Here is a 23,886-nt window from a genome sequence, read left to right as displayed (position 1 = left end):
GTAACCGGGCAGCGGGGTGTCTTCCGGACCCGCCCGACGTCACAATATGACGCGTGAAATCCCCGCGAAAACCAGCCGCTTAGGCTATTTTCAAACGCCGCCGAAAGGCTTCGGCGGAAAGCACGGGAGGTTTTTCAAATGAAAACCACAGGGGTTATCGGTCTAGGGGATATGGGCAGCGGGCTTGCCAAAAACCTGATCAGGAACGGGTTTCGAGTTACAGGGCACGACCTGAAACCGGATCGAATGGCGGCATTTGAGGCGATGAGTGGGCGGCTCGCCGCAAGTAGTGCCGAGGTTGGAGCTGCGTCGGACGCAGTTTTTGTCATGGTGATGAATGGCGATGAGGCCAAAGAAGTCATTTTGGGCGAGGCGGGACTCGTCGCTCACATGCCCAAAGGCGGGGCCGTCATCCTGAGTGCGACTTTAAAGCCGGTAGAGGCTGAGGAAATCGGGCAGGCGATGCAAGGCTCGGGTATCCATTTGATCGACACACCCGTTTCAGGCGGGTTTCCGGGGGCGCAGGGGGGAACGCTGACTATGATGGCCGCTGCACCAGATGACACGCTCGACGAGTTTGCGCCTGTTATGGAGGCCGTGTCGTCGAGCATCCATCGCGTCGGCACAACGCCGGGGCAGGGACAGACGGTCAAGGCGTGTCTTCAGTCTTTGATTGGCGCGCAATTCTCAGCCACGTTCGAGGCGGCGGCGCTGGCGGCTAAGGCGGGTGTTCCGGGGCAGATCATTCTCGACGTTTTTTCGACGTCCTCTGCGGGCTGCGGCGTTGTAAACAACGCTTTGGAGAAGATTATCGACCGCCAGTTTGAGGGAACTGGCAGCCATATCAATACGATGCACAAGGATCTGACGATCTCGATGAATTTGGGGGAACGCTTGGGCGTCCCGCTTCACACCGCCGCCGCTGCGATGCAGTTATTTCACGCGGGGCGCACGAAATATCCAAACGGCGATAACTGGGTTTGTACCCGCGTAATCGAGGAGATCATTGGGGCGGAACTGCATCGCGAGGGGTCCAAATGAAGCTGGGCGTTATTTGTGACGGCATCAGCCGCGACTTGAAACATGCCTTGGACGTGATGGATGAGTTCAGTCTCGAATATGCGGAGCTTCAATTCGTTGGTGATACCGAAGTGGGCGATCATAGTTCGGCTGAAATTAAGGAAATCGACGCGTTGCTGCGTGGTCGCGGTAAACCTGTTTCCTGTTTGTCTCGGCATATCTTTGCGGGAACAACCACTGCGACCCGCGCCGGTGATGAGGAGCATACCAAACACATGGATGCGTTGAAGCGCGTGATCGAAATGGCGCAAGTCGTCGGCTCGCCTTTGGTGCGGATTATGACCCAGAAGAAGGAGCAAATCCTGTGGGGACATAACGGCGCCGAAAAATGGAACGTGGCGCATGGCGCATGGGGTACGATGGCCCCGATGATAGCACCGGCAGTTGAATTAGCCCGTGCAGAGGGGATGACCTTGGTGGTCGAGACGGGAAACGGTACAATGGTTAACTCCAACTACACCGCGCGGAGGTTGATTGACGAGTTGGATGCCAAAGATGCTCTGAAAGTGCTTTGGGATCCGGGCAACAATTGCTGGTGCCACGAATTGGCTTTCCCGGATGGCTATCAGGAAGTGAAGAACGGGTATTTGGGCCATGTCCACATCAAGGATGTGCAGGTCGATACGCCACGTGCCACCTTGGAGGTGCGACGTATGGGTGAAGGTCAGCTTGGCCCGCTATTTGCGCCAATAGCGCAAGCGCTTCGGGATGACGGGTATGGCGGAGTGGTCAGTTTTGAGAGCGTCTATCATCCTGGAAACGGTAATTTTGAAGACGGGTTCCGTCAGTGCATCAAGGTTTTTAAAGACACGTTCGCTTAGTGCTTCAAATGAGTGCAGTTGACAGCCAGGGAAAATAGCTGAGCAGTATAAGAACGCCCGCTACGGCCAGTAAAAATGGCCAAAGCGCCCTCAAAATTTGGCCGGGCGACGCGCCAGACATTGCGGATGCGATATACAGCCCGACACCAACTGGCGGCGTGAGAAGGCCTAAAACCAGATTGAGGCTCATCACCACGCCAAAGTGGAACGGGTCAATATCATAGTTATTCATGGCGATGGGCAGCAAGATTGGGGTGACCAAGATCAGCGCTGCTATGCCGTCGATCAGCATACCAACAATGAGCAGGGCTAGGTTGACGATCAATAAAAAGATGAATGGATCGGCGGTGATTGTGACTATCAATGAGGCCAGCTTTTGCGGCAGAGCTTCATAGATGATTACCCAGCCAAAGACGTTGGCGGCAGCAATCATGAATATCACCATCGAGGCGTTTCGTGCCGTGCGCGCAAATAGTACGCCAAGCTTCGCGGGGTTTATCTCGCGGTAAATCAGCCAACCGATGAGGAAGGCTATCAAGGATGCTACGGCGGCGGATTCTGTTGGCGTGGCAATGCCAAACAAGATGCCGCCGATAATCGAGGCGGGGATTAATGCGGCGGGAAGGCAGGCAAGCAGCGCCGCCTGCGCTTCCTTGCGGCTCATCCAGGCGCCTTTGGGCATGTCGCGAAAGAAACCGATGAGGGTGATCACCAGAAAGAACACCACCACCAGAATGAAGCCGGGAATGATGCCCGCCAGAAACATATCGCCAATGGGGATTTGGGCCAGAACGCCATAAATGACGAACAGCATGGATGGCGGGATGACCGGTGCCAATAGCCCGCCCGCCGCTGTGGTCGCAGCTGCGAAGCCTTTGTCGTAGCCTTCTTTCTCCATGGCGGGAACCATGGCGCGGCTCATGACGGCGATCTGTGACGCGGCAGAGCCGATGATCGCGGCCATGAACATGTTGGCAAGCAGGTTGATGTAAGCCAGCCCGCCGCGAAATCCGCCCACGAACACCCGCGCCGCGTTGATCAGGCGGGTGGTCATACCGCCTTCATTCATCAACTCTCCGGTGAGCATGAATAGCGGGATAGCAAGCAGGCCGTAGTTTTCGACGCCCGAGAAAAGCTGCTGCATGAAACTGTCGAACAGGACGGTGTTGCCGCTTTCTGCGATGTACCAAACGGCGGTCAGAATCAGGACAAGCGCAATAGGCACCGCGCCAAACAGCAGGGCCGCGAAAATAAATGGCGTCATGTTTGGGCCATCGGTTTGGTTTTGGGTAACGGCGACAGCAGATTAGCGACCGCATGTAGCAAAGTGCCAAACACAAACAGTCCCAGAACGGACCAGACCCAGATTTTGCGGATGCCAAGTGTCGTGGTGGGTTCGGCGTAGACGAAGTTGAAAGTTTCGCTTTGGAAGGCTTCGACGTCAAACCCTGCGTGCAAGAGATCCAATGGCATCAGCCAGCGCCACGCGAAGTACAAAAGCGCAATGGCGAAGATAAGAACGCAGACGTCCACGGCGCGTCCTAGCCATTTCTGGCCGAATTCCCCCAGCAAATCCCGTACCACTGTTACAGAAACAGCGCTGCGTTCATGCAAGGCGGCGGACGCGGCGAGGAAGCACATCCACACCATCGCGTAGATTGCGGCCTCGTCGACCCAATAAATCGACGCGTTGAAGGCGCGGGTTACCACGTTTAGTAGGATCAGCGCGGTGACCAGCACCGCACAGAAAGAGGCGAGGGCGATTTCCACCCTCGCCCAATATTTGGACAGCCTTACCAGCATCACCTATTCGACGCTGGCCGCCGCGTCACGGATCGCACCAAGTTGGGAAGATTTCTCGCTCCACTTGGCTTCCCAAGCGGCCGCGGCATCGCCGAAGAACTCCGGACCAACGGTTTTGTAGGTCTTCCCAGTGGCTTCGACTTGCTTCATCCACTCCGGGTCTTGGGCCACATAGGTGTCGATCACGCCTTCAAGCTGCTCTTGCATCAATGACGTTATGGCTGCGCGGTCATCTTCGCTCAAGTCTTTCCAGATGCGGGCAGAGACAAGGCCAACCATCGGGAACATCATGTGGTTGGACGCGACAACAGTGTCGGCGTGCTCATAGTATTTAAGCTTCCAGATCAGCTCCGCATCCATATCAATCGCGTCCACTTGGCCGTTGGCCAGCGCGTCGTACACTGCGGGCAGGGGCATTGGTGTCGGGGCGGCTTCTAGCGCGTTGTAGAAGTCCAAGATCGGCTCGAACGGCGTGATGCGCAGTTTCAGACCTTTGAGATCAGCAGCGGAATTTACCTCGCCGCGCGACACGATTTGGCGTAGGCCCGCCATGCCGTACCCGATCCCGACGACGCCTGCTTTTGCGGGGAGTTGCCCCAGCATGTCAGTCGCGGCATCGGTGCGTAGGATGCGACCAGCATGCGCGATATCCTTGGCGAGGAACGGCGCGTAGAACGCGCCGAAGTCAGGCGCGCGGTTGGACACCTCGGCCACGGTCATGAACGCCATATCCAGTGCGCCGGTTTGCAGTTGTTGCAGCATCTGAGCTTCGTTGCCCAATTGGCGTGATGGGAATACCGTGACAGAATGCGAGCCATCTGAGGCATCCTTCAACGCCGCGCCGAAATCTTCGGCGGCTTTCGTCCAGATGTGGGACGGGGGAGTAATCAACCCGAGGCGAAAGTCATTTGCGAAGGTCGCCGTAGCGCTAAGCGCTAATGTGGCGACGCCAGTGGCGAGGCCTTTGAGAAAGGCTTTGGTCATTTTGGTTCTCCTAGTTGGAATTTTAAAGCTGGACCCAGCCTTCAGGTGGCTCCTTACCGGGGTGCACGGCCTTACAGTTGGGGCATGTGCGCAGGTCTTCATTTTCGTAAAATGTCGCGTAAACTGGTGGCAGATCATCGACGATGGACTTTAGGGCCAATTCGGCGCGATGCACGCGCGTGCCACACTCAAAGCAGTACCACTCAATAGCATCTAACGCGCCTGCGGGTCTTTTGGGTTCGATCACTAACCCAACAGAGCCTTCTTGCGGGCGCTGAGGGGAGTGGCGGATATGGGGTGGCAACAAAAACACATCGCCCTCGCGGATTGGAACGTCGTAGAATTCCTCGCCGTCATAGAGCTTCAACAGCATGTCGCCTTCTAACTGGTAGAAGAACTCCTCCACCGGATCGTCGTGGTAATCTGTGCGCTTGTTGGGGCCGCCGACCACGGTGACCATCAGGTCGGCATGTTCAAAAACCATCTTGTTGCCGACAGGCGGTTTCAGCAGGTGACGATGTTCGTCTATCCAAGACTTGAAATTGAAGGCGCTTAGTTTGCCCATTTTTATATCTCCCCAGACTCTACATCGTTGATGAAACGTCGCATCTTGACGTCTGTCAATGTTGTAGGGGCACTTTCCTCGGGTCCAGAGGCGTGGCAAGGTGCGATGAACTGCAGTCAGGGAGACCCAGATGAATTGCGTGTTTGTTCAAATCAGATGCAAGCCGGGGCAAGGCTATAAGGTCGCCGAGGAAATTGTCTTGAGGGAGTTCCATTCCGAACTTTATTCCACGTCGGGCGCGTTTGATTTGTTGCTTAAGGTCTACGTGCCGGAAGGTGATGACATTGGGCAATTCATTAATGACAATCTACTGAGCATCTCCGGAATAGAGCGGACTTTGACCACTCTGACCTTCAAGGCATTCTAGATCAGATCGCGAGCGAGTGTCTATTCGACGGCGTCTGGTAGGTGTCCAGATTCATGGCCATCAGGCGAGATAATGCAGGCTCAGATAAGGTCAAAGTATTGGAGCTTATCTTGGTCACATCTGCGTAGCGCCTATGAAGGTCGGCAGCGATGCTTTCAACCTTAGTCTGATCGACGCCGACACGTTCTGCGACATCTGAGCAATCAATCGCGAACCGACACATCAGGTCTTCAATCAGTTGAGCGCGCAAAGCGTCATCAGACGTCATTGCATGTCCACGCTTGGTGGCGAGTTTGCCCGAAGCGATCGCCGCCGTATACTCGCCAGTGCCCGATGCGTTCTGGGTATAGCCGGCTGGAAAACGCGAGATGGATGATGCCCCGATGCCGATCAATACTTCGGCCTGATCATCGGTGTAGCCTTGGAAGTTACGACGCAGAGTTCCGTTTAGGGAGGCGTTCAGTAAGCTGTCCCCTGCGCGTGCAAAGTGGTCGATTCCTACGGCATCGTAGCCGGTTGCGTTGAAAAGTTGGGATGCCATGTGAAACAGCGCATAGCGAGTTGGACCATCTGGCAAGTTGTCTTCGGGGATGAGCACCTGCCGCTTGGCCGCCCAAGGTACATGCGCGTATCCATATAAGGCGATCCTATCCGGGGACAGAAGCAGTGTTTTTGATACGGTATCGGCCAAGCTGTCAGCCGTCTGGAATGGTAGTCCGTATAGAATATCGAGATCTAGATTTTTTACGCCTGCGTCTTTTAACGCCCCAACAGCCCATTTGGTGTCTTCATAACTTTGAATGCGGCCGATCGCCGATTGCACATGCGGGTCGAAGTCCTGAATGCCAATGCTGACGCGGGATAGGTCCGCAGCACCTAAAGCTGCGATCTTTTCAGCATCAATTAGTGTCGGGTCGATTTCGACGGAAAACTCTGAGCTTGAGGACAGGGAAAAAAACCGATCAATTTCTTCCGCCAGTTCTGTAATCATCGTGGCTGGCAGAATTGTTGGGGTTCCGCCTCCCCAATGGAGGCGACCCAGTTTGACGCCTGCGGGCAAGCTGTTCGCAACCATCGCCAGTTCGGCTTTGAGCATGTCGAGATAGGCGCGTAATGGGGCGTCGGTTTTTGTGCCTTGAGTGCGGTAGGCGCAAAACCAGCACAACCTGCGGCAGAACGGGATATGTATATATAGCGAAACCGTCGTGCCTTCAGGCACTTGTTCAAGCCAGCCCGCCATCGTTGCTGGGCCAATTTCAGCATTGAAATGCGGCGCGGTGGGATAGCTCGTGTATCGTGGCGCGCGGGAAGTGAATAGGCCGTAGCGGCGAAGAGTTTCGTGCTGTGTCATACTGCCCTAGTTGATCCAATCTCATGGGGCAAACCTTGATCCTGATCAAGTTCTCAATCATGTAGGGTCTATGACCCAAATTGATCTGAGCCCTAAGTCCTGCGCAAATTGTCCTATCCGGCCGAGAGCTATCTGCTCGCGTTGCACGGCAGACGAGTTGTTGGAACTTGATAAGATCAAATATTACAAGACCTATCCGGCAGGGGCGTCCGTGGTTTTGATGGGTGATCCTATGACTTTTGTTGCCTCTGTGGTTTCCGGGGTCGCGACACTGTCTCGGTCTATGATTGACGGACGTATGCAAATGGTTGGTTTGTTACTTCCCTCAGATTTTATCGGACGCCCAGGTCGCGACACGGCCTCTTATGATGTGACCGCAGTCTCCGAGTTGACTTTGTGCCACTTTCACAAAAAGCCTTTTGAGAAAGTCACTCACGCGACGCCGCATGTTCAAGAGCGCTTGGTTGAAATCGCGCTTGATGAACTGGATGCGGCACGCGATTGGATGCTGCTACTAGGACGTAAAACAGCGCGTGAAAAGATCGCAAGCTTCTTGCTTATCTGCGTGCGACGTCTAGGCCGTAAAGAGGGTGAGATACTGCAATTGGAGCTTCCGCTGACGCGCGATGCCATGTCTGACTATCTGGGACTGACCATCGAAACCGTCAGCCGTCAGATGGCGGCATTGAAGCGTGACGGCGTTCTGGTTCTAGAAGGTACGCGTAAGGTGACAATTCCAGACCTCAATCGCTTGCTTGACGAAGCCGGCGACGACAGTGACGGTGCGACGCTGGCGTAAATCAACGCCGCAAAGAGCGTCCCGCCAGTCGGCGATACAAAGCTTTTTCATTTTTTTTGATTACGGTGTGGCAGGCAGCGGTCGATTGTGAACATAAAAAGCTCACTAGGTTGGCTGCCCATTGGTGTCTTTTGACTTATATCAAGGTTCGTCCTCGGAGAATTAGGCATTTGCAGCCATGCCGAGGTAGGGGGATTCCCTTTGCGAGCGGTCAGGAATGAACGGAACGGGTGAGAAATGCTTAATTATATCAAGCTAATACTGCTGGGAGGCGTCATACTGTTTGCTGCTCTTGCGGCAAACTGGGCGCACGACTTGGCTTACCAAGTACACGCGCTTTTGATTTTTGTGGTTGGGATCGTCATGTTCGTTTGGGTGCTTCGGCATACAGATGAGCCTGTAGCTGTCTCGGCTGGGGATGTGACGGGCTACATGGATGGCCCTGTGCGCTTTGGGATCGTCGCGACGGCCTTCTGGGGCGTTACGGGGTTCTTGGTGGGCACGTTTATTGCGTTCCAACTTGCATTTCCTGTTTTGAACTTCGATTGGGCTCAGCCTTATGCGAACTTTGGACGCCTTCGTCCATTGCACACATCAGCCGTCATCTTCGCATTCGGTGGCAACGCGCTGATCGCAACTTCATTCTATGTCGTTCAACGTACATCCGCGCAGCGGCTTTGGGGGGGCAACCTCGCGTGGTTCGTGTTCTGGGGCTACAACCTGTTCATTGTATTGGCGGCAACCGGATATCTCTTGGGCGCCACGCAATCCAAAGAATATGCCGAGCCTGAATGGTACGTCGATATCTGGCTAACCATTGTTTGGGTTGCCTATCTGGCTGTATTTTTAGGGACCATTCTGACTCGCAAGGAGCGCCACATCTATGTGGCCAACTGGTTCTTCTTGTCGTTCATCGTGACCGTAGCAATGCTGCATATCGTTAATAACCTGTCCATCCCGGTTTCGATTTGGGGTTCCAAATCCGTACAGGTTTTCGCCGGTGTGCAAGATGCCATGACGCAATGGTGGTATGGCCACAACGCCGTGGGCTTCTTCCTGACCGCGGGCTTCCTTGGCATGATGTACTACTTCGTGCCAAAGCAAGCAGGTCGTCCGGTGTATTCCTACAAACTGTCGATTATCCACTTCTGGGCGCTGATCTTCCTGTATATCTGGGCCGGTCCGCACCATCTGCACTACACCGCATTGCCTGACTGGGCGTCTACGCTGGGCATGGTGTTCTCGATCGTGCTGTGGATGCCGTCATGGGGTGGCATGATCAACGGTCTGATGACCCTGCAAGGCGCATGGGACAAGTTGCGCACCGACCCAATCATCCGTCTGATGGTGGCCTCGCTTGCCTTCTACGGCATGTCGACCTTCGAAGGCCCGATGATGTCGATCCGCGCGGTGAACTCGCTGTCGCACTATACCGACTGGACCATTGGACACGTGCACTCCGGCGCTCTTGGCTGGAATGGCATGATTACCTTCGCGGCGATCTACTTCCTGACACCGAAACTTTGGGGACGTGAGAAGATGTATTCGATCTCTGCCATCAACACGCACTTCTGGTTGGCGACCATCGGCATCGTTCTCTACGCGTCGTCGATGTGGGTCAGTGGTATCATGGAGGGTCTGATGTGGCGCGAAGTCGACGCGCAAGGCTTCCTGGTGAACAGCTTTGCCGACACCGTATCCGCTAAGTTCCCGATGAACGTGGTGCGCGGTTTGGGTGGGGTTTTGTATCTCGCCGGCGGGCTGATCATGGTTTGGAACATGTGGATGACCATACGCGGAGGAGCTTCTGTGAAGGCCCCCGTCGGCGTGGCTGCGGAATAAGGAGCGGATGAATGACATCTGAGAAAACAAACCCGAAGAAACGCCGCAGCTTTCTTGAGCGCCATGGGGCGCTTGAGCGGAACGGCACCTTGCTGATGGTTGCATCACTGGTTGTGGTCAGCATCGGTGGTATCGTCGAAATCGCGCCATTGTTCTACCTAGAGAACACCATCGAGGATGTGGAGGGCATGCGCCCTTACTCCCCGCTGGAGCTTGCAGGTCGCGACATCTACGTGCGTGAAGGGTGCTACCTTTGCCACTCGCAGATGATCCGCCCGATGCGCGACGAAGTAGAGCGTTATGGCCACTACTCTCTGGCCGCAGAGTCGCAGTATGATCACCCGTTCCAATGGGGGTCCAAGCGTACTGGACCCGACGTGGCACGCGTGGGTGGCCGTTACTCGGACGAATGGCACGTAAGCCATTTGAGCGACCCGCAATCCGTGGTGCCCGAGTCCGTTATGCCTAAGTACTCGTTTCTCAAGGACGTCAAAATTGATGGCAAGTATATCCAGGCAACTTTGAAGACGCATCGCTTTGTCGGTGTGCCTTACACCGACGAGATGATTGAAACCGCGCAAGCGGATTTCATGGCGCAGTCGGACCCGGACGCGGATTGGGACGGGCTGCTGGAACGCTATCCTGGTGCGCAGACGCGCAATTTCGACAACGCGTCAGGCGTGTCGGAAATGGATGCCTTGGTGGCTTACTTACAGATGCTCGGTACGTTGGTGGATTTCTCCACCTTCACTCCCGATGCGTCTCGCTAAGGAGGGGGAGTGATGGATACCTATTCCTTCCTGCGGCAACTGGCAGACAGCTGGGTGTTGCTCGCTATGTTTGCATTTTTCTTTGGGGTGATCCTTTGGGCGTTTCGTCCGGGCTCGCGGTCGATGCATGACGACATCAGCCAAGCACCTTTTCGCAATGAAGACCGTCCCGCCGCGGACGACTCGGATGCCGCACTACTGAAAGGCCAAGACAATGGATGAGCCAAGATATGACGAGGCCACGAAAACCTACACGACTGGCCATTCCTACGACGGCATCGAAGAACTGAACACGCCGTTGCCTCGGTGGTGGCTCTGGACGCTTTACATGACCATCGTATGGGCTGTGATCTACTCGATCGCTTACCCTGCATGGCCATTGGTGTCGTCCGCGACAGCTGGTTTTCTCGGGTATTCGACGCGCGCCGAGGTGGCCGCAGAGATTGCCCGAGTGGAAGAGGCAAATTCCGAGCTGAATACCCAGCTTGCAGCAGTTGATTTGAATGCCCTAAAGGACAACGAACCACTGCATCAATACGCGGTTTCTGCCGGCGCATCGGTCTTTGCGAACAATTGTTCGCAATGCCACGGCTCGGGCGCTGCCGGTGCTGTAGGTTACCCAAACCTATTGGATGACGACTGGCTTTGGGGCGGTGATATGGAAGCGATCGTTACAACGGTCCGCCACGGTATCCGCAACGAGCAAGACGAGGATGCCCGGTATTCCGAAATGCCCGCTTTTGGAGAGCAACTGGAGAAGGAAGAAATCGCAGCGCTGGTCGCATACGTTCAATCCTTGTCCGGCTTGGATCACGACACGACATTGATTGAGCAAGGCAACGAGTTGTTTGTGGATAACTGCACAGCTTGCCACGGTGACACCGGTATCGGCGATCGCGAACAGGGTGCACCTAATCTGACGGACTCGGTCTGGCTCTATGGCGAATCCGATGAAGCTTTGACCGAAACAATCACCAATGCGCGGTTCGGTGTCATGCCACCTTGGTCACCTCGTTTGTCTGATGCGCAAATTAATGCCGTTGCGGCCTATGTTCACCAAAAAGGTGGTGGCGAGTGAGCCACGCCTCGCAAAGTTCGCACGCTACTTCGGGAGGAATTCGAACCTAGCGTGTGATCCCCCGCCCCTGAGCCTCCTGTTCGCGCATTCGGCTTAGGGCGCGGGTTCGGCAAATGAAAATGCCCGCCAGCGAGAGCTTGGCGGGCATTTTTATATGAGAGGAGCGTGAGAGTGAGCTACCTCTTTTTCTTTTGTTGGGCGTTGCGCACCATCTTCCCAAAGGCTTTGTCCTTCGTGCGGCGCTCGGCAAGAGTCGCGGAATTATGGAGGTCTTCGGCGACAAGTTTTTGCCATCGCGCCAAACGTGTCGCATCAATTTCACCGCGTTCGACTGCCGTCAGAACGGCGCATCCGGGCTCTACCTTGTGTTTACAGTCATTGAATTTGCACTGCATTCCCAACTCGTCCAAATCTGAAAACATCTCTGCCACGCCAGCGGCGTTATCGGTGAGTTGCAACTCGCGCATGCCCGGCGTGTCCAGCACCGCGCAGCCTGATGCGAGAAAGTACAAATTTCGCCGAGTGGTAGTGTGACGTCCACGGGCGTCGTCTTCGCGGACCGCCTGTGTTGTGATCGCAGTGTCCCCCGCCAACGCGTTCGTCAGCGTAGATTTACCGACACCTGACGATCCCAGAAAGGCCACCGTTTGTCCGGGCTTGCACCACTCTGCCAACATCGTTTGTGGTTCATCACTTTTTGCGTTGAGCGCCACAACCGGTACCAGAGGAGAGATGGCTTTGGCCTGCTCGATATAGGCTTCCGGCGCCTCACATTTATCTACCTTCGTTAGAACAATGACGGGTGCTAAATCGGCCTCGAATGCAAGGGCAATGAATCGTTCTATGCGCGCCACATTGAAGTCGTCGTTGCACGATGACACGATGAAGGCCGTGTCCAGATTGGCAGCGATCAATTGAATGCCAAGAGTCCGTCCCGGTGCGCGACGCTTGATAAGGCTTTTGCGTTCTAGCACCTCGCTGGCCGAGGGAAGTTCGCGGTTCAGAAGTATCCAATCTCCAACCGTTGCCTCGGGACCGTGTGGGATATGCATGTCGATGTCCTCCCCACGGGCCTGTAGTCCGTTGCGGTGGACTTCGGTGACACGCAGGGGGGGAGTTTCCTCCATCTGCTTGACGCTGATTTGTTGGGCGAAGAACTGTTGCCATCCTAGGGCGGCCAATGGGGAAAGCTCAGGTCGCTGCGAAAATTCGCTGCTACTTGTGGGGAGGAATTTGGAGTAATCTCGTGTCATAGATGCGTGCTTTCATGTTCCGGCTTCGGGCGTTGCCCGGCGGTGAGTTAGAGTGTTTTGGAAGACTCAAGCCAAACCCTCGCCTGCTAAATATCAGCAGACGCGCGATTGAGTTTCGGCTTTTCGTCGGGAGCTTTGTTGCTCCCCACTTTAACGGGACATAAAATCTCCATGTTGACGCGAGATGCATAACACGATCTGGCCGCGCTATCCAGCCGGACGATGATGTCGCAGTTTGCCGATTGATCTGGGTCAAGGACCTGTAAGTGCTATGATTGCAAACACACGCTGCGAACAGATGAAAAAATTCCGGACGATTCTGAAATGAGCAAAACCGATACTCCACCCGCCCTGTATGCTGCACAGGAGCCGATTTTTCCGCGCAAAGTCAGTGGATTTTTCCGCACGTTCAAGTGGTGGATTATGGCAATCACGTTGGGGATATACTACCTAACTCCTTGGATTCGTTGGGACCGTGGGCCCAATTTGCCAGATCAAGCTGTCTTGATTGACCTCGCAGGGCGGCGCTTTTACTTCTTCTGGATTGAGATATGGCCGCACGAGTTCTACTTCGTGGCCGGCCTTCTCATTATGGCCGGTCTTGGCCTGTTTCTGTTTACCTCGGCGTTGGGCCGCGTGTGGTGCGGCTATACGTGCCCCCAGACCGTGTGGACAGACCTGTTTATCCTTGTGGAACGCTGGATTGAGGGTGACCGGAACGCCCGTGTTCGTCTTTGGAGGGCTAAATGGGATATTCGCAAATGGCGGCTCCGGTTCACTAAGTGGCTGGTTTGGTTGCTGATCGCGATCGCAACTGGCGGCGCTTGGGTGTTCTATTTCACGGATGCGCCAAAGCTGGCTGTTGATCTTGTGACCTTTAATGCCCACCCAGTTGCTTATGCTACGATTGGCGTGCTGACGGCGACGACCTTCGTATTCGGCGGCTTCATGCGTGAACAGGTTTGTATCTACATGTGCCCATGGCCGCGGATTCAAGGTGCGATGATGGATGAGGATACGATCACGGTTGGTTACCGCGAATGGCGCGGCGAACCTCGGGGCAAAAAACACGATGGGACAACTGGCGATTGCATCGACTGCATGGCTTGCGTGAATGTCTGCCCTATGGGGATCGACATTCGGGATGGGCAGCAGATGGAGTGTATCACCTGTGCCCTGTGTATTGATGCCTGCGACGACATTATGGCGAAGGTTGGCAAAGAGCGCGGATTGATCGATTATCTGGCGCTGTCGGATGAGCCGGTCGAACGTGCTGGCGGCAAGCCTAAACCCATCTGGAAGCATATCTTGCACCCCCGTACACTGGTTTACACTTTTTTGTGGTCAACAATTGGCTTGGGGCTTCTGTTCGCATTGTTCATTCGCCCAGAGATCGATATGACGGTTTCGCCTATTCGTAATCCGACCTTTGTGACGATGTCCGACGGCTCGATCCGCAACGCCTATGATATCCGGTTGCTGAACAAGCACGGCGATGATCGAGAGTTCCACATGTCGCTGACATCGGAAGAAGTGCTGCGCATCGATCTGGAAGGGACGGATCTGATGAGTGTTGTCGTTCCTGCAAACGAAACAAAACTTCAGCGGGTGTATGTAACTGCCCGCCGTGGTGACCCAAGTGCCACTGCGGCACGCACCGATTTGCGTTTCTGGGTGGAGGACGTAATCTCTGGCGAACGCGCCCATACCAATTCAGTGTTCAACGGGAAGGAAGCTGGCCGATGACTCGGGAGATAAAAGGCATCCACGTCTTCGCGATGTTTGCGTTCGGGTTTAGCATTATTATCGGTGTTAACTTGACGCTCGCGTTCCAGGCAGTCCGGACCTTCCCAGGACTTGAGACGAAGAACTCCTATGTTGCGAGCCAGAGCTTTGATGCGCGCCGTAAGGCGCAGCTTTCCTTAGGTTGGGATGTGAAGGCCGGATACGCAGATGGAGTGCTGCGCCTTGAAATCAGAGACGCGAGCGGACCAGTGGATCCAGCGTCAATCAACTCTACTCTGGGGCGTGCTACCAATATAAGCCAGGATCAATCGCCTGCGTTCAGTTTTGATGGAACGGCGCATCTGGCCGCTGCTGAGTTGGCATCGGGAAACTGGAACCTTCGCTTGAGGGCGATCGCAGAAGATGGAACTGTGTTTGAGCAGCGGATTCCATTTGTAGTCCCAAAATGAGCGTAATGAGCTGTCCCGGTTGTGCGGGTGCGCCGCTCGCGGAGGAGACTGCACGCAGCTTTCCAGCGTCCTCCGCAGGGGACACGGTTTCGTTGTCCTTGCCCGGCATCCATTGCGCGGCCTGCGTGTCGGGGGTCGAGCGCGGCCTGTCACGGCTTCCGGATGTGCTTGATGCACGTGTGAACCTCAGTCTGAAACGAGTATCGGTTCAAACCCGTGGTGATGCAGACGAAGACAGCTTGATCAATGCGCTATTGGAATTGGGGTTCGAAGCCCTACCGCTGGACAGCGATACCTTGCGCGCTGGTGAGGGCGATGCCGCAGGGCGGGCGTTGCTGTTACGCTTGGCTGTAGCGGGCTTCGCCATGATGAACGTGATGATCTTGTCGGTGGCGGTCTGGGCGGGGGCGGCTGATGCGACGCGCCAACTATTTCACTGGATCTCAGCCATTATCGCCTTGCCCGCCGTAGCGTTCGCCGCGCGACCCTTCTTTGCGTCCGCGCTTTCCGTGCTGCGTGTTGGCAGGGTCAATATGGAAGTGCCGATCTCCCTTGCGATCCTTCTTGCAAGCGGGTTGTCGCTTTACGAGACGATGGCTGGTGGCGAAGACGCTTATTTCGACGCAGCTTTGTCGCTGACTTTTTTCTTGTTGATTGGTCGATATCTGGATCATCGCACCCGCGCAGCAGCACGCTCAGCTGCGCAGGAATTGGCCGCGTTGGAGGTCCCTTCGGCCACTTGCCTTCGTGGCGGGGAGCCTGTGCGTGTTAAGGCTGCTGACATCGTGGTGGGCGATCTTGTTCAAGTACCTGCGGGTGGGCGCCTGCCGGTGGATGGCGTTATCGACGCTGGCCGTTCGCAGTTGGACCGATCACTTCTGACGGGCGAAAGCCTGCCGGTGGCGGCGCAGGTCGGTCACGAGGTCGTCTCGGGCGAGGTAAATCTGTCTAACCCGTTGATCGTTCGCGCAACCGCGGTCGGTCAGGACACAACGCTGCGCCGCATGGCGGAGATGGTCGCGGTCGCGGAAAGTGGGCGCTCGCATTACACACCATTGGCGGATCGTGCCGCGCGGCTATATGCGCCGCTGGTGCATGGTGTGGCCGCATTTGCGTTTATCGGGTGGTTTATCGTGACGGGCGATGTCCGCTATTCGCTCAATATCGCGATTGCAACATTGATCATCACTTGCCCTTGCGCGCTTGGACTGGCGGTGCCTGCCGTTACCACTGCGGCGTCCGGCAGCTTGTTTCGCAAAGGATTGCTAATTAAGTCTGCCACGGCCCTAGAGCGGCTGGCGGAGGTTGATGCGGTTGTTTTTGACAAGACAGGAACATTGACGGACGGCACCCCGATCCTCGAAGATCTGCAGAATCTATCGGCCGAAGATCGTGCCGTGGTTTTGGCTTTGAGCCAGTCGTCGGCCCATCCTATATCGCGCCTACTGGCTGCTGCCCTAGAGGGCATGCAGGTCACTCCGACTAGTCTTGATGACATTCATGAGATTGCGGGCCGTGGAGTAGAGGGGCTTGATGGCCTTGAACGCGTGCGCTTGGGCAAATCGCAAACAGCAGTAGGCGGCACTGTATTCCAACGCGGTGATGCAGCGGAGCAAGTTTTGCGTATCGACGAATCCCTGCGCCCCGGAGCGCAAGACTTGGTTGCCAGCATCCAGTCGCAAGGCTTGCACGTAGAGCTGTTGTCTGGGGACACCGAGTTCGCAGCTGCCAAGCTTGGTGCGCGTTTGGGTTTGGAGCGGTCCAAGGGCGATATGTTGCCAGCGGACAAAATTGACCACCTTGCGACCCTCCAAAGTCAGGGCAAGCGCGTCTTGATGGTGGGGGATGGCTTGAACGATATGGGAGCGATGGCACAGGCGTTTGTGTCAATTTCGCCAGCGTCCGGCGTTGACGCAACACGTGCCACCTCGGACATTGTATTGCTGGGCCGTTCGCTCGCGCCAGTGCAGGACGCGTTGAAGGTGTCCCGCAGCGCCCGCGCACGCATCCGCGAAAACTTCGGTATTGCAATTTGTTACAACGCAGTCGCGGTACCGCTGGCGGTATTGGGGTTCGCCAGCCCCTTGATGGCGGCGTTGGCGATGTCCAGTTCCTCTATCCTCGTGATCTTGAACGCGCTAAGGGTTCGGGCATGAATGTGCTCGTGATCCTTATTCCAGTGTCCCTGATCCTTGGCGGGATGGGTATTGCCGCCTTTCTATGGACGGTGCGGCACAATCAGTATGAAGACATCGAAGGGGACGCGGCGCGTATCTTGTTCGATGATGATGAGCCTAACCCGTAAGGCCACCGATCTTTTCACTTGCGATACGTTTGGTCACTACCATCGCAATACCCCAACCAGTTATTACCGCTGTCGCAATGCCGATCCAGACGCCCCACACGTCCATTCCGATTAGCGAAACGTATATCCAGATAAAGAACGCGACGCCAAAGCCTTGGCGGTACACGCTGATCCACAAAGTCCAAACGGGGCGCTTGAGGGCTTGCAGGAACGAGTTGATGGCGAAGAGCATCATATAGATCGGGAACAGGAACCCGTCGACGCGAAGGTAGCTCACGCCAATGCGCACGACATCTGGATCGTCGTTGAACAAAGCCACGACATACGGGGATGCGAACCAGAGGATGGGAAAGGCGGCAAAGGTCATCACAAACCCCAGCTTCCAACAAAAGAAGAGCGCTTCACGTACGCGGTCGAATTGTTCAGCCCCGTAATTCTGCGCAGCAATGGGCAACAGGGCCCCCGTCATGCCCAGAACAGGCAGGAGCAGGATTTGCTCGACCCTGAGCGCAATGCCATAAGCAGCGATTGCCTGTGCTCCGAACCCCTTGAGGGCGAACTGTACAACGAAGCCAGAGATAAACATGACCATGATAGCGGTGGTTGTCGGCAACATCTGTTCAGTGATCTCGCGATAGCTCGAGAGGTTTGGCTTTAGCCAGCTCGGTTGAAACCCTTCCATGATCCGGCGGCCCAAAACCTGATAGAGTATCCAAACCATCACCCCAGTTTGGCTAATGACCGTAGCAATCGCTATGCCGTTTAGGCCAAGGCCGGGGATAAGGCCGGGGATGCCATAGATCAGCAGCGGATTGAGGCCGATATTGGCTACAAAAGCCACCATCATCGCGCGCTGCATAGACACGGTGTCGCCATGTGCCTGCAATATGCCGTTCGCCCCGTAGGCCAGCAAGAATCCAGGAAGCGCAATGATGAGCCATTGAAAATAGTCTGTTGCAGCGTCGCGGTACTCTCCCGGTTCGGATACCAGTGCGATAACACTTGGCCCGGCAAAGGCTGCGCCGATCATCAACACAACAACCGCGGCAATCCCGAAGCCTATGCCTTGTGATGCCAACTGCCGCGCTGCATTGTCGTCTTTCTTGCCTCTGGCATTGCCAACAAGGGCGCTCATGGCCGACCCGAGGCCGAAGCCTACGGACATCGTAATGAAGAACGCTTGAAATCCAATCGCCAACCCCGCCTGAGCTTGGGTCGAGATTTGGCCCGCAAAGTAGACATCGACGACATTGTAAAGCGTACTGAAAAGCATACCCAAGGCCGCTGGCACTGCGAGCATTTTGAAATGGCTCGCAATGGAGCCTTCTGTCAGATCAATGTCGCGCATGGAATTCCCTGCTAGTTCTGACCTGCGTGATCAGAGATGGGTTTGACCCCTAAGGTCGTTAGCGATAACAGATGAAGGCAGACTGGGGAGAATATTGCAATGTCGAAATCTGAGATTGGCTTGATCGGGCTTGGTACGATGGGGGCCATGCTTTCCCTCAATATCGCGGAGAAGGGTCACGCGATTTCGGTTTTTAACCGCACCGCAACTCGCACCCAAGAGTTCTATGCTGAGGTGGGTGATCTTGCTGAACGCATTACACCTTGCGACACACTTGAAAGCTTGGTGGCCTCGATCGCAGAGCCCCGTGCCATTATCCTGATGGTTCCGGCCGGTAGCGCTGTGGACGAGCAAATTTCAGCTCTTCGCCCGTTGTTAGGTAAGGATGATCTGATCATTGACGCGGGCAACGCCAATTTTCGTGATACTGAAGCACGCGCCGCACAAGCCGAGGCTGACGGCGTTCCGTTTCTTGGTATCGGCGTGTCAGGCGGCGAAGAGGGCGCGCGTCACGGGCCTTCGATTATGGGCGGAGGACGCAAGAAGGCGTGGGATCAAGTGGCCCACATTCTCACCGCCATTGCCGCCGACTACGAAGGCACCCCCTGCGCCACATGGATGGGGCAGGGCGGCGCTGGTCACTTTGTGAAGGCTGTCCATAACGGTATTGAGTATGCCGATATGCAGATGATCGCCGAGGTCTACGGGATCATGCGTGACGGGCAAGGTGCCACAGCGGCTAACTGCGCCGAGGCGTTCCAGACATGGAATAACGGACCACTGCAATCCTATTTGATAGAGATTTCCGGCAAGGTTTCAGCGGCGACAGATATCGACACCGGAAACGCGGTGCTTGATATTATTCTGGATCGCGCTGGGCAAAAAGGCACCGGTCGCTGGACCGTCATTGAGGCTCAACATTTGGGTGCTCCTATCCCAGTGATCGAGGCTGCGGTCGCTGCGCGTAACTTGTCTGCAATGAAGCAAGAGCGCGAGCGCGGCGAGGCGACATTCGGGGCTGCGCCCGTGGCGCTACCCGCTGACGGGCTTAGCCGGGATGATCTGGAGCAAGCGCTGATCGCTGGCAAAATCATGTGCTACGCACAGGGTTTCCATTTGCTGAATGCGGCGAGTGCCGAGTTTGGATGGACCTTGCCGATGCCCGAGATCGCCCGCGTCTGGCGCGAGGGGTGCATCATTCGCTCCACCATGCTGAATGATATGGCCGAAGCTTTGACCGCTGCCCCCCAAGACAATCTGATGTTTGCGCCGTTCTTTGCCAAGGCAATCGAAGATAACGCACCTGCGCTGCGCAAAGTTGTTTCAATGGCTATCTCTCACGGTTTGCAGGTGCCGGCGTTGGCGGCAGGTCTTGCTTATTATGACGCTATGCGCACGGGTCGCTCGACGGCAAACATGATCCAAGCGCAACGTGACTTTTTCGGCGCGCATAGCTTCGAGCGTGTCGACAAAGAAGGCGCGCATCATGGGCCTTGGGGGGCTTAACGGACGAGCTTCTTCACCTCGCTATGGCGTGGGCAGGTTACAAGGTGATCGTTAATCAGCCCACAGGCCTGCGCGAAGGCGTAGACGATGGTGGGGCCGCAAAATTTGAATCCCTCTTTTTTCAAATCTTTTGAAATTTGTGTGCTGAGGGGGGTGAAGCCAGGTACATCACTCAAACTTTGAAAGTTATTTTGCAGCGGTTTGCCGTCGAAATATTTCCATAAGAAGGTGTCGAATCCTTCGCGTTGTTCGATCTTTTGCCATGCACGTGCATTGCCGATGGTCGCTTCGATCTTGCCTCGATGGCGGACAATACCAGCGTTCTGCAAAAGACGCTCTACATCCGCGTCGCTCCAACCTGCTATGATGTTGGGATCAAAATCTTCAAATGCTTCGCGGAATGCTTCGCGCTTTTTCAGAATGGTGATCCAGCTTAGCCCCGCTTGGAAGCCATCTAGAATCAGCTTCTCCCATAAGGCGCGGCTGTCATATTCAGGCACACCCCATTCAGTGTCATGATAATTGACGTAAATTTCTTCGGTGCCACACCAGCCGCAACGGTCGCTCATAATTTTCACCTGTGTTCCAAAGCCTTGCAGATTTATACCGTTATTTAGCTCAATTAGAACAAAATTGGAACATTAACTCGCATTTAAGGCCGTGTGGCCTAGAGATTGTGTGTCAGAACTTAGGGCAGAACACGCAATGTCATTCGATCCTCATTCCGAAGATAGTCCGCTTTCTGCCGCGATTTCGCAGCGCGATGCTCACGTGCTTGATGTGGTGCGTTCTGCGCTGCGTAAAAAGGACGTTTTGCTTGCATATCAGCCAATTGTGCAGTGCGGCGACACGAGCCGCGTTGCCTTCTACGAGGGGTTGATTCGGGTTTTGGATGAAACAGGACGGATCATCCCAGCGAAAGAGTTCATTGATACCATTGAGTCCAGGGAAGAAGGGCGTCTCATTGATTGTCTGGCAGTAGAGCTAGGAGTGGCAAGCCTTGTGATGGAACCGCGACTTCGGCTTTCCATAAACATGTCGCCTCGGTCCATCGGTCATCCAGAATGGGAAACCGCGCTTGAACGTGGATTGCTGCGCGATCCAACAGTTGGAGAGCGCCTTATCATTGAGATCACCGAATCATCGGCTTTGTTGATGCCTGATCTGGTGTCAGATTTCATGACGCGCATGCAGCGGCGGGGGGTATCTTTCGCATTGGATGATTTCGGGGCGGGGTATACCGCGTTCCGGCACTTCAAAGATTTTTACTTTGACCTCGTGAAAATCGATACAACATTTGCCCGCAACATTGATGTAGATACTGACAATCAAGTGTTGATGCAGGCGTTGGCTTCAATTGCTCAGCAGTTCGATATGTTTACCGTTGCGGAAGGCATTGAACGCCATCAAGAAGCTGAATACCTTAATAAAATCGGAATTGATTGCCTTCAGGGCTACCTGTTTGGTGTGCCTTCTGTGTCGAAGCCATGGGAAGCACAAGCCGGAGGCGCGAAGCGACCGTTGTTCGGATAGCGAAAAAATCACTGCCGAACCGCCCTTTGTGGGCCTTGTCTCTTGAGTAATTGTGAGACACCCTGTCCAATCGTATACCCTACGTAAGCCAGTTAAAGGCTTTGCTATACACGATCGGTGATATCCAGCGCTCTGGAAAGCAGAGACGCGCCGATCGCAGGAAAGGAATGTCCATGACCAACGTCGTAATCGCCTCGGCCGCCCGCACCGCTGTAGGTAGCTTCCTAGGTTCTTTTGCCAATACCCCAGCCCATGATATGGGTGCCGCTGTGATCGAAGCCGTGGTGGAACGTGCCGGTGTCGACAAGGGAGAAGTTTCCGAGACCATTTTGGGTCAGGTCCTTACAGCTGGCCAAGGCCAGAACCCCGCCCGTCAGGCCCATATCAACGCGGGCCTTCCTCAAGAAAGCTCTGCGTGGGGTATCAATCAGGTTTGTGGCTCCGGCCTTCGAGCGGTAGCGCTGGGCGCGCAGCATATCATGCTGGGCGATGCATCTATCGTGGTTGCCGGTGGCCAAGAAAACATGTCCATGAGTGGTCACGTCGCAAATCTGCGCCAAGGTCAGAAAATGGGCGACATGAAATATATCGATAGCATGATCCGCGATGGTCTTTGGGATGCGTTTAACGGGTATCACATGGGGCAAACCGCCGAAAACGTGGCCGATAAATGGCAAATCAGCCGTGAGATGCAGGACGAGTTTGCAGTCGCTTCGCAAAATAAAGCTGAAGCTGCACAAAAGGCCGGCAAATTTGCTGATGAAATTGCGGCCTTCACGATCAAAACCCGAAAGGGTGATGTCACTGTCGATCAGGACGAGTACATTCGCCACGGCGCAACTATGGACGCTATGGCGAAACTTCGCCCTGCGTTTACCAAGGATGGGTCTGTTACCGCTGCAAACGCTTCTGGCCTGAATGATGGTGCCGCCGCGACTCTTTTGATGAGCGCAGAAAATGCAGAGAAACGCGGTTTGCAACCTTTGGCACGCATTGCGAGCTATGCAACCGCGGGCTTAGATCCGTCCATTATGGGCGTCGGGCCAATTTATGCCTCTCGCAAAGCGCTTGAGAAAGCAGGCTGGAGCGTTTCCGACCTTGATCTGGTCGAGGCGAACGAAGCTTTTGCAGCTCAGGCTTGCGCTGTGAACAAAGACATGGGTTGGGATCCCGCGATCGTGAACGTCAACGGTGGTGCCATCGCGATTGGGCACCCGATTGGCGCATCCGGTTGCCGTGTGCTCAATACACTGCTGTTTGAAATGCAACGCCGCGATGCCAAAAAAGGTCTTGCTACTTTGTGCATTGGTGGCGGCATGGGCGTAGCGGTTTGCGTCGAACGCGACTGATACCGTAAACAGGGTTGCGCATGAAAATTGCGCAACCTATACAAAATTAGACAGAAAATTACTTACACATTCAGGAGGAAACATCATGTCCCGTGTTGCACTTGTTACCGGAGGATCGCGCGGAATTGGCGCAGCCATCTCGAAGGCGCTTCAAGCCGCAGGTTACTCAGTCGCGGCCACTTATGCTGGCAACGACGAGAAAGCCGCCGCGTTCACTGCTGAGACCGGCATCAAGACCTACAAGTGGGACGTGGCCGATTACGATGCTTGCGCTGCGGGCATCGCTCAGGTTGAAGCTGACATTGGCCCGGTTGAAGTTCTGGTCAACAACGCTGGGATTACTCGTGACGCGCCGTTCCATAAAATGACGCCGCAACAATGGTCTGAAGTCATGAGCACCAATCTGTCCGGTGTGTTCAACATGAGTCACCCTATTTGGCCTGGCATGCGTGAGCGCAAGTTCGGTCGCATCATCACAATCAGCTCGATTAACGGTCAGAAAGGGCAGTTTGCCCAAACAAACTACGCGGCTGCAAAAGCTGGCGATATCGGCTTTACAAAGGCTTTGGCTCAAGAGGGTGCCCGTGCGGGTATTACCGTGAACGTAATTTGCCCTGGCTACATCAACACAGAGATGATGAGCACGATCCCTGAAAAAGTGATGAACGACGTGATCCTGCCGCAAATTCCAGTGGGACGTTTGGGGGAGCCGGAAGAGATCGCACGCACCGTTGTATTCCTAGCGTCCGATGACGCAGGATTCATCACGGGTTCGACAATTTCTGCGAATGGCGGTCAGTACATGGCGTAAGCCGCTTGCGAAATAAGAGAAAGGGCCGATTCATTTTTGTATCGGCCCTTTTTTGTGGCTAACAGCTATGTGTCAGCCGCGTATCCGAAGGGAAGAGACAAATTGCGGGATTCTGTGGAAGAGTCG

General features: G+C 55.1%; 24 protein-coding genes. 16 read left to right on the top strand and 8 right to left on the bottom strand.

The genetic code is table 11. The features are described from left to right. Positions 1-138 precede the first annotated feature (138 nt). Both BCF46_RS16980 and BCF46_RS16975 read left to right on the top strand, forming a co-directional pair. A complete protein-coding gene (locus tag BCF46_RS16980; protein ID WP_121027167.1) occupies positions 139-1,041 on the top strand; it encodes an NAD(P)-dependent oxidoreductase in 903 nt (300 codons plus the stop codon). After that, entirely contained in the window at positions 1,038-1,901 is an 864-nt protein-coding gene (locus BCF46_RS16975; protein WP_121027164.1) for a sugar phosphate isomerase/epimerase family protein, read from the top strand. The genes BCF46_RS16980 and BCF46_RS16975 overlap by 4 nt, the downstream gene beginning before the upstream one ends. 4 nt (positions 1,902-1,905) lie before the next feature. Here BCF46_RS16975 and BCF46_RS16970 read toward each other — a convergent pair whose 3' ends face one another. From BCF46_RS16970 to BCF46_RS16955, 4 genes are read right to left on the bottom strand one after another with little or no spacing between them, the layout of a single operon-like run. Then, positions 1,906-3,165 (bottom strand): TRAP transporter large permease, encoded by a 1,260-nt coding sequence (locus tag BCF46_RS16970; protein WP_121027160.1) that lies wholly within the window; start codon positions 3,163-3,165, stop codon positions 1,906-1,908. Then, the gene (locus tag BCF46_RS16965) at positions 3,162-3,704 is read right to left on the bottom strand and encodes a TRAP transporter small permease (RefSeq protein ID WP_121027157.1); all 543 of its coding nucleotides are present in this window, start codon (positions 3,702-3,704) and stop codon (positions 3,162-3,164) included. The genes BCF46_RS16970 and BCF46_RS16965 overlap by 4 nt, the downstream gene beginning before the upstream one ends. Before the next feature lie 3 nt (positions 3,705-3,707). Next, complete coding sequence (locus BCF46_RS16960; protein ID WP_121027154.1) at positions 3,708-4,688, bottom strand: TRAP transporter substrate-binding protein; 981 nt, start codon at positions 4,686-4,688, stop codon at positions 3,708-3,710. A gap of 22 nt (positions 4,689-4,710) precedes the next feature. Further along, a complete protein-coding gene (locus tag BCF46_RS16955) occupies positions 4,711-5,253 on the bottom strand; it encodes a 3-hydroxyanthranilate 3,4-dioxygenase (RefSeq protein WP_121027151.1) in 543 nt (180 codons plus the stop codon). 130 nt (positions 5,254-5,383) lie between these two features. Between BCF46_RS16955 and BCF46_RS16950 the strand changes: the two genes are divergently transcribed. Further along, positions 5,384-5,620 (top strand): Lrp/AsnC ligand binding domain-containing protein, encoded by a 237-nt coding sequence (locus BCF46_RS16950; RefSeq protein ID WP_121027148.1) that lies wholly within the window; start codon positions 5,384-5,386, stop codon positions 5,618-5,620. Position 5,621: 1 nt separating this feature from the next. Here the strand turns inward: BCF46_RS16950 and hemN are convergent, their stop codons facing one another. After that, the gene (gene hemN / locus BCF46_RS16945; RefSeq protein ID WP_121027145.1) at positions 5,622-6,971 is read right to left on the bottom strand and encodes an oxygen-independent coproporphyrinogen III oxidase; all 1,350 of its coding nucleotides are present in this window, start codon (positions 6,969-6,971) and stop codon (positions 5,622-5,624) included. A gap of 70 nt (positions 6,972-7,041) precedes the next feature. Here hemN and fnrL point away from each other — a divergent pair, with 70 nt between their 5' ends. The 5 genes from fnrL (at position 7,042) to ccoP (ending at position 11,460) form a co-directional block, all read left to right on the top strand. After that, positions 7,042-7,770 carry a transcriptional regulator FnrL gene (fnrL, locus tag BCF46_RS16940; protein WP_121027142.1) on the top strand — a complete coding sequence of 243 codons (729 nt, stop codon included), beginning with the start codon at positions 7,042-7,044 and terminating at the stop codon, positions 7,768-7,770. A gap of 237 nt (positions 7,771-8,007) precedes the next feature. Further along, positions 8,008-9,612, top strand: coding sequence for a cytochrome-c oxidase, cbb3-type subunit I (gene ccoN / locus BCF46_RS16935; RefSeq protein ID WP_121027139.1), 1,605 nt, complete (start codon positions 8,008-8,010; stop codon positions 9,610-9,612). 11 nt (positions 9,613-9,623) lie between these two features. After that, the gene (ccoO, locus tag BCF46_RS16930; RefSeq protein WP_121027136.1) at positions 9,624-10,382 is read left to right on the top strand and encodes a cytochrome-c oxidase, cbb3-type subunit II; all 759 of its coding nucleotides are present in this window, start codon (positions 9,624-9,626) and stop codon (positions 10,380-10,382) included. 12 nt (positions 10,383-10,394) lie between these two features. Continuing rightward, positions 10,395-10,604 (top strand): cbb3-type cytochrome c oxidase subunit 3, encoded by a 210-nt coding sequence (locus tag BCF46_RS16925; RefSeq protein ID WP_121027133.1) that lies wholly within the window; start codon positions 10,395-10,397, stop codon positions 10,602-10,604. After that, a complete protein-coding gene (ccoP, locus tag BCF46_RS16920; RefSeq protein ID WP_121027130.1) occupies positions 10,597-11,460 on the top strand; it encodes a cytochrome-c oxidase, cbb3-type subunit III in 864 nt (287 codons plus the stop codon). The genes BCF46_RS16925 and ccoP overlap by 8 nt, the downstream gene beginning before the upstream one ends. Before the next feature lie 176 nt (positions 11,461-11,636). Here ccoP and rsgA read toward each other — a convergent pair whose 3' ends face one another. Beyond that, entirely contained in the window at positions 11,637-12,641 is a 1,005-nt protein-coding gene (gene rsgA / locus BCF46_RS16915; RefSeq protein ID WP_342768443.1) for a ribosome small subunit-dependent GTPase A, read from the bottom strand. A gap of 396 nt (positions 12,642-13,037) precedes the next feature. Here rsgA and ccoG point away from each other — a divergent pair, with 396 nt between their 5' ends. Genes ccoG through ccoS form a run of 4 tightly spaced genes read left to right on the top strand, consistent with a single transcriptional unit; the run spans position 13,038 to position 17,213 of the window. Beyond that, positions 13,038-14,459 carry a cytochrome c oxidase accessory protein CcoG gene (gene ccoG, locus BCF46_RS16910; protein WP_121027124.1) on the top strand — a complete coding sequence of 474 codons (1,422 nt, stop codon included), beginning with the start codon at positions 13,038-13,040 and terminating at the stop codon, positions 14,457-14,459. Further along, positions 14,456-14,908 (top strand): FixH family protein, encoded by a 453-nt coding sequence (locus tag BCF46_RS16905; protein WP_121027121.1) that lies wholly within the window; start codon positions 14,456-14,458, stop codon positions 14,906-14,908. The genes ccoG and BCF46_RS16905 overlap by 4 nt, the downstream gene beginning before the upstream one ends. A gap of 5 nt (positions 14,909-14,913) precedes the next feature. Next, a complete protein-coding gene (locus tag BCF46_RS16900; RefSeq protein WP_245990214.1) occupies positions 14,914-17,064 on the top strand; it encodes a heavy metal translocating P-type ATPase in 2,151 nt (716 codons plus the stop codon). Further along, positions 17,061-17,213, top strand: a complete 153-nt coding sequence (gene ccoS, locus BCF46_RS16895; protein WP_121027116.1) for a cbb3-type cytochrome oxidase assembly protein CcoS — start codon at positions 17,061-17,063, stop codon at positions 17,211-17,213. Before BCF46_RS16900 ends, ccoS begins: the two co-directional genes overlap by 4 nt. On the opposite strand, the gene BCF46_RS16890 is transcribed toward ccoS, so the two are convergent. Then, a complete protein-coding gene (locus BCF46_RS16890; protein ID WP_121027113.1) occupies positions 17,203-18,561 on the bottom strand; it encodes an MATE family efflux transporter in 1,359 nt (452 codons plus the stop codon). The two genes, ccoS and BCF46_RS16890, sit on opposite strands and share 11 nt — an antisense overlap. Positions 18,562-18,660: 99 nt before the next feature. Between BCF46_RS16890 and gndA the strand changes: the two genes are divergently transcribed. Next, positions 18,661-20,067 (top strand): NADP-dependent phosphogluconate dehydrogenase, encoded by a 1,407-nt coding sequence (gndA, locus tag BCF46_RS16885; RefSeq protein ID WP_121027110.1) that lies wholly within the window; start codon positions 18,661-18,663, stop codon positions 20,065-20,067. On the opposite strand, the gene BCF46_RS16880 is transcribed toward gndA, so the two are convergent. After that, positions 20,064-20,636: a DNA-3-methyladenine glycosylase I gene (locus BCF46_RS16880; protein WP_121027107.1), complete on the bottom strand. Its 573-nt coding sequence runs from the start codon at positions 20,634-20,636 to the stop codon at positions 20,064-20,066. The two genes, gndA and BCF46_RS16880, sit on opposite strands and share 4 nt — an antisense overlap. Before the next feature lie 136 nt (positions 20,637-20,772). On the opposite strand from BCF46_RS16880, the gene BCF46_RS16875 reads away from it, so the two are divergent. The 3 genes from BCF46_RS16875 (at position 20,773) to phbB (ending at position 23,760) form a co-directional block, all read left to right on the top strand. After that, positions 20,773-21,600 (top strand): EAL domain-containing protein, encoded by an 828-nt coding sequence (locus BCF46_RS16875; RefSeq protein WP_121027104.1) that lies wholly within the window; start codon positions 20,773-20,775, stop codon positions 21,598-21,600. A gap of 173 nt (positions 21,601-21,773) precedes the next feature. Then, a complete protein-coding gene (locus tag BCF46_RS16870; protein WP_121027101.1) occupies positions 21,774-22,949 on the top strand; it encodes an acetyl-CoA C-acetyltransferase in 1,176 nt (391 codons plus the stop codon). 85 nt (positions 22,950-23,034) lie between these two features. Then, complete coding sequence (phbB, locus tag BCF46_RS16865) at positions 23,035-23,760, top strand: acetoacetyl-CoA reductase (protein ID WP_121027098.1); 726 nt, start codon at positions 23,035-23,037, stop codon at positions 23,758-23,760. Positions 23,761-23,886 lie beyond the last annotated feature (126 nt).

The organism is Litoreibacter meonggei, from assembly GCF_003663885.1.
In the GTDB taxonomy this organism is placed as follows: Bacteria; Pseudomonadota; Alphaproteobacteria; order Rhodobacterales; family Rhodobacteraceae; genus Litoreibacter; species Litoreibacter meonggei.
Note: the sequence above shows the minus strand (reverse complement) of the source record. Positions and strands in the feature narration are given on the sequence as shown.

Bases quoted from the DNA above. Each gene is read 5' to 3' on its own strand.
- BCF46_RS16980 (WP_121027167.1), top strand. From the start codon at position 139: ATGAAAACCACAGGGGTTATCGGTCTAGGGGATATGGGCAGCGGGCTT.
- BCF46_RS16975 (WP_121027164.1), top strand. From the start codon at position 1,038: ATGAAGCTGGGCGTTATTTGTGACGGCATCAGCCGCGACTTGAAACAT.
- BCF46_RS16970 (WP_121027160.1), bottom strand. From the start codon at position 3,165: ATGACGCCATTTATTTTCGCGGCCCTGCTGTTTGGCGCGGTGCCTATT.
- BCF46_RS16965 (WP_121027157.1), bottom strand. From the start codon at position 3,704: ATGCTGGTAAGGCTGTCCAAATATTGGGCGAGGGTGGAAATCGCCCTC.
- BCF46_RS16960 (WP_121027154.1), bottom strand. From the start codon at position 4,688: ATGACCAAAGCCTTTCTCAAAGGCCTCGCCACTGGCGTCGCCACATTA.
- BCF46_RS16955 (WP_121027151.1), bottom strand. From the start codon at position 5,253: ATGGGCAAACTAAGCGCCTTCAATTTCAAGTCTTGGATAGACGAACAT.
- BCF46_RS16950 (WP_121027148.1), top strand. From the start codon at position 5,384: ATGAATTGCGTGTTTGTTCAAATCAGATGCAAGCCGGGGCAAGGCTAT.
- hemN (WP_121027145.1), bottom strand. From the start codon at position 6,971: ATGACACAGCACGAAACTCTTCGCCGCTACGGCCTATTCACTTCCCGC.
- fnrL (WP_121027142.1), top strand. From the start codon at position 7,042: ATGACCCAAATTGATCTGAGCCCTAAGTCCTGCGCAAATTGTCCTATC.
- ccoN (WP_121027139.1), top strand. From the start codon at position 8,008: ATGCTTAATTATATCAAGCTAATACTGCTGGGAGGCGTCATACTGTTT.
- ccoO (WP_121027136.1), top strand. From the start codon at position 9,624: ATGACATCTGAGAAAACAAACCCGAAGAAACGCCGCAGCTTTCTTGAG.
- BCF46_RS16925 (WP_121027133.1), top strand. From the start codon at position 10,395: ATGGATACCTATTCCTTCCTGCGGCAACTGGCAGACAGCTGGGTGTTG.
- ccoP (WP_121027130.1), top strand. From the start codon at position 10,597: ATGGATGAGCCAAGATATGACGAGGCCACGAAAACCTACACGACTGGC.
- ccoG (WP_121027124.1), top strand. From the start codon at position 13,038: ATGAGCAAAACCGATACTCCACCCGCCCTGTATGCTGCACAGGAGCCG.
- BCF46_RS16905 (WP_121027121.1), top strand. From the start codon at position 14,456: ATGACTCGGGAGATAAAAGGCATCCACGTCTTCGCGATGTTTGCGTTC.
- BCF46_RS16900 (WP_245990214.1), top strand. From the start codon at position 14,914: ATGAGCTGTCCCGGTTGTGCGGGTGCGCCGCTCGCGGAGGAGACTGCA.
- ccoS (WP_121027116.1), top strand. From the start codon at position 17,061: ATGAATGTGCTCGTGATCCTTATTCCAGTGTCCCTGATCCTTGGCGGG.
- BCF46_RS16890 (WP_121027113.1), bottom strand. From the start codon at position 18,561: ATGCGCGACATTGATCTGACAGAAGGCTCCATTGCGAGCCATTTCAAA.
- gndA (WP_121027110.1), top strand. From the start codon at position 18,661: ATGTCGAAATCTGAGATTGGCTTGATCGGGCTTGGTACGATGGGGGCC.
- BCF46_RS16880 (WP_121027107.1), bottom strand. From the start codon at position 20,636: ATGAGCGACCGTTGCGGCTGGTGTGGCACCGAAGAAATTTACGTCAAT.
- BCF46_RS16875 (WP_121027104.1), top strand. From the start codon at position 20,773: ATGTCATTCGATCCTCATTCCGAAGATAGTCCGCTTTCTGCCGCGATT.
- BCF46_RS16870 (WP_121027101.1), top strand. From the start codon at position 21,774: ATGACCAACGTCGTAATCGCCTCGGCCGCCCGCACCGCTGTAGGTAGC.
- phbB (WP_121027098.1), top strand. From the start codon at position 23,035: ATGTCCCGTGTTGCACTTGTTACCGGAGGATCGCGCGGAATTGGCGCA.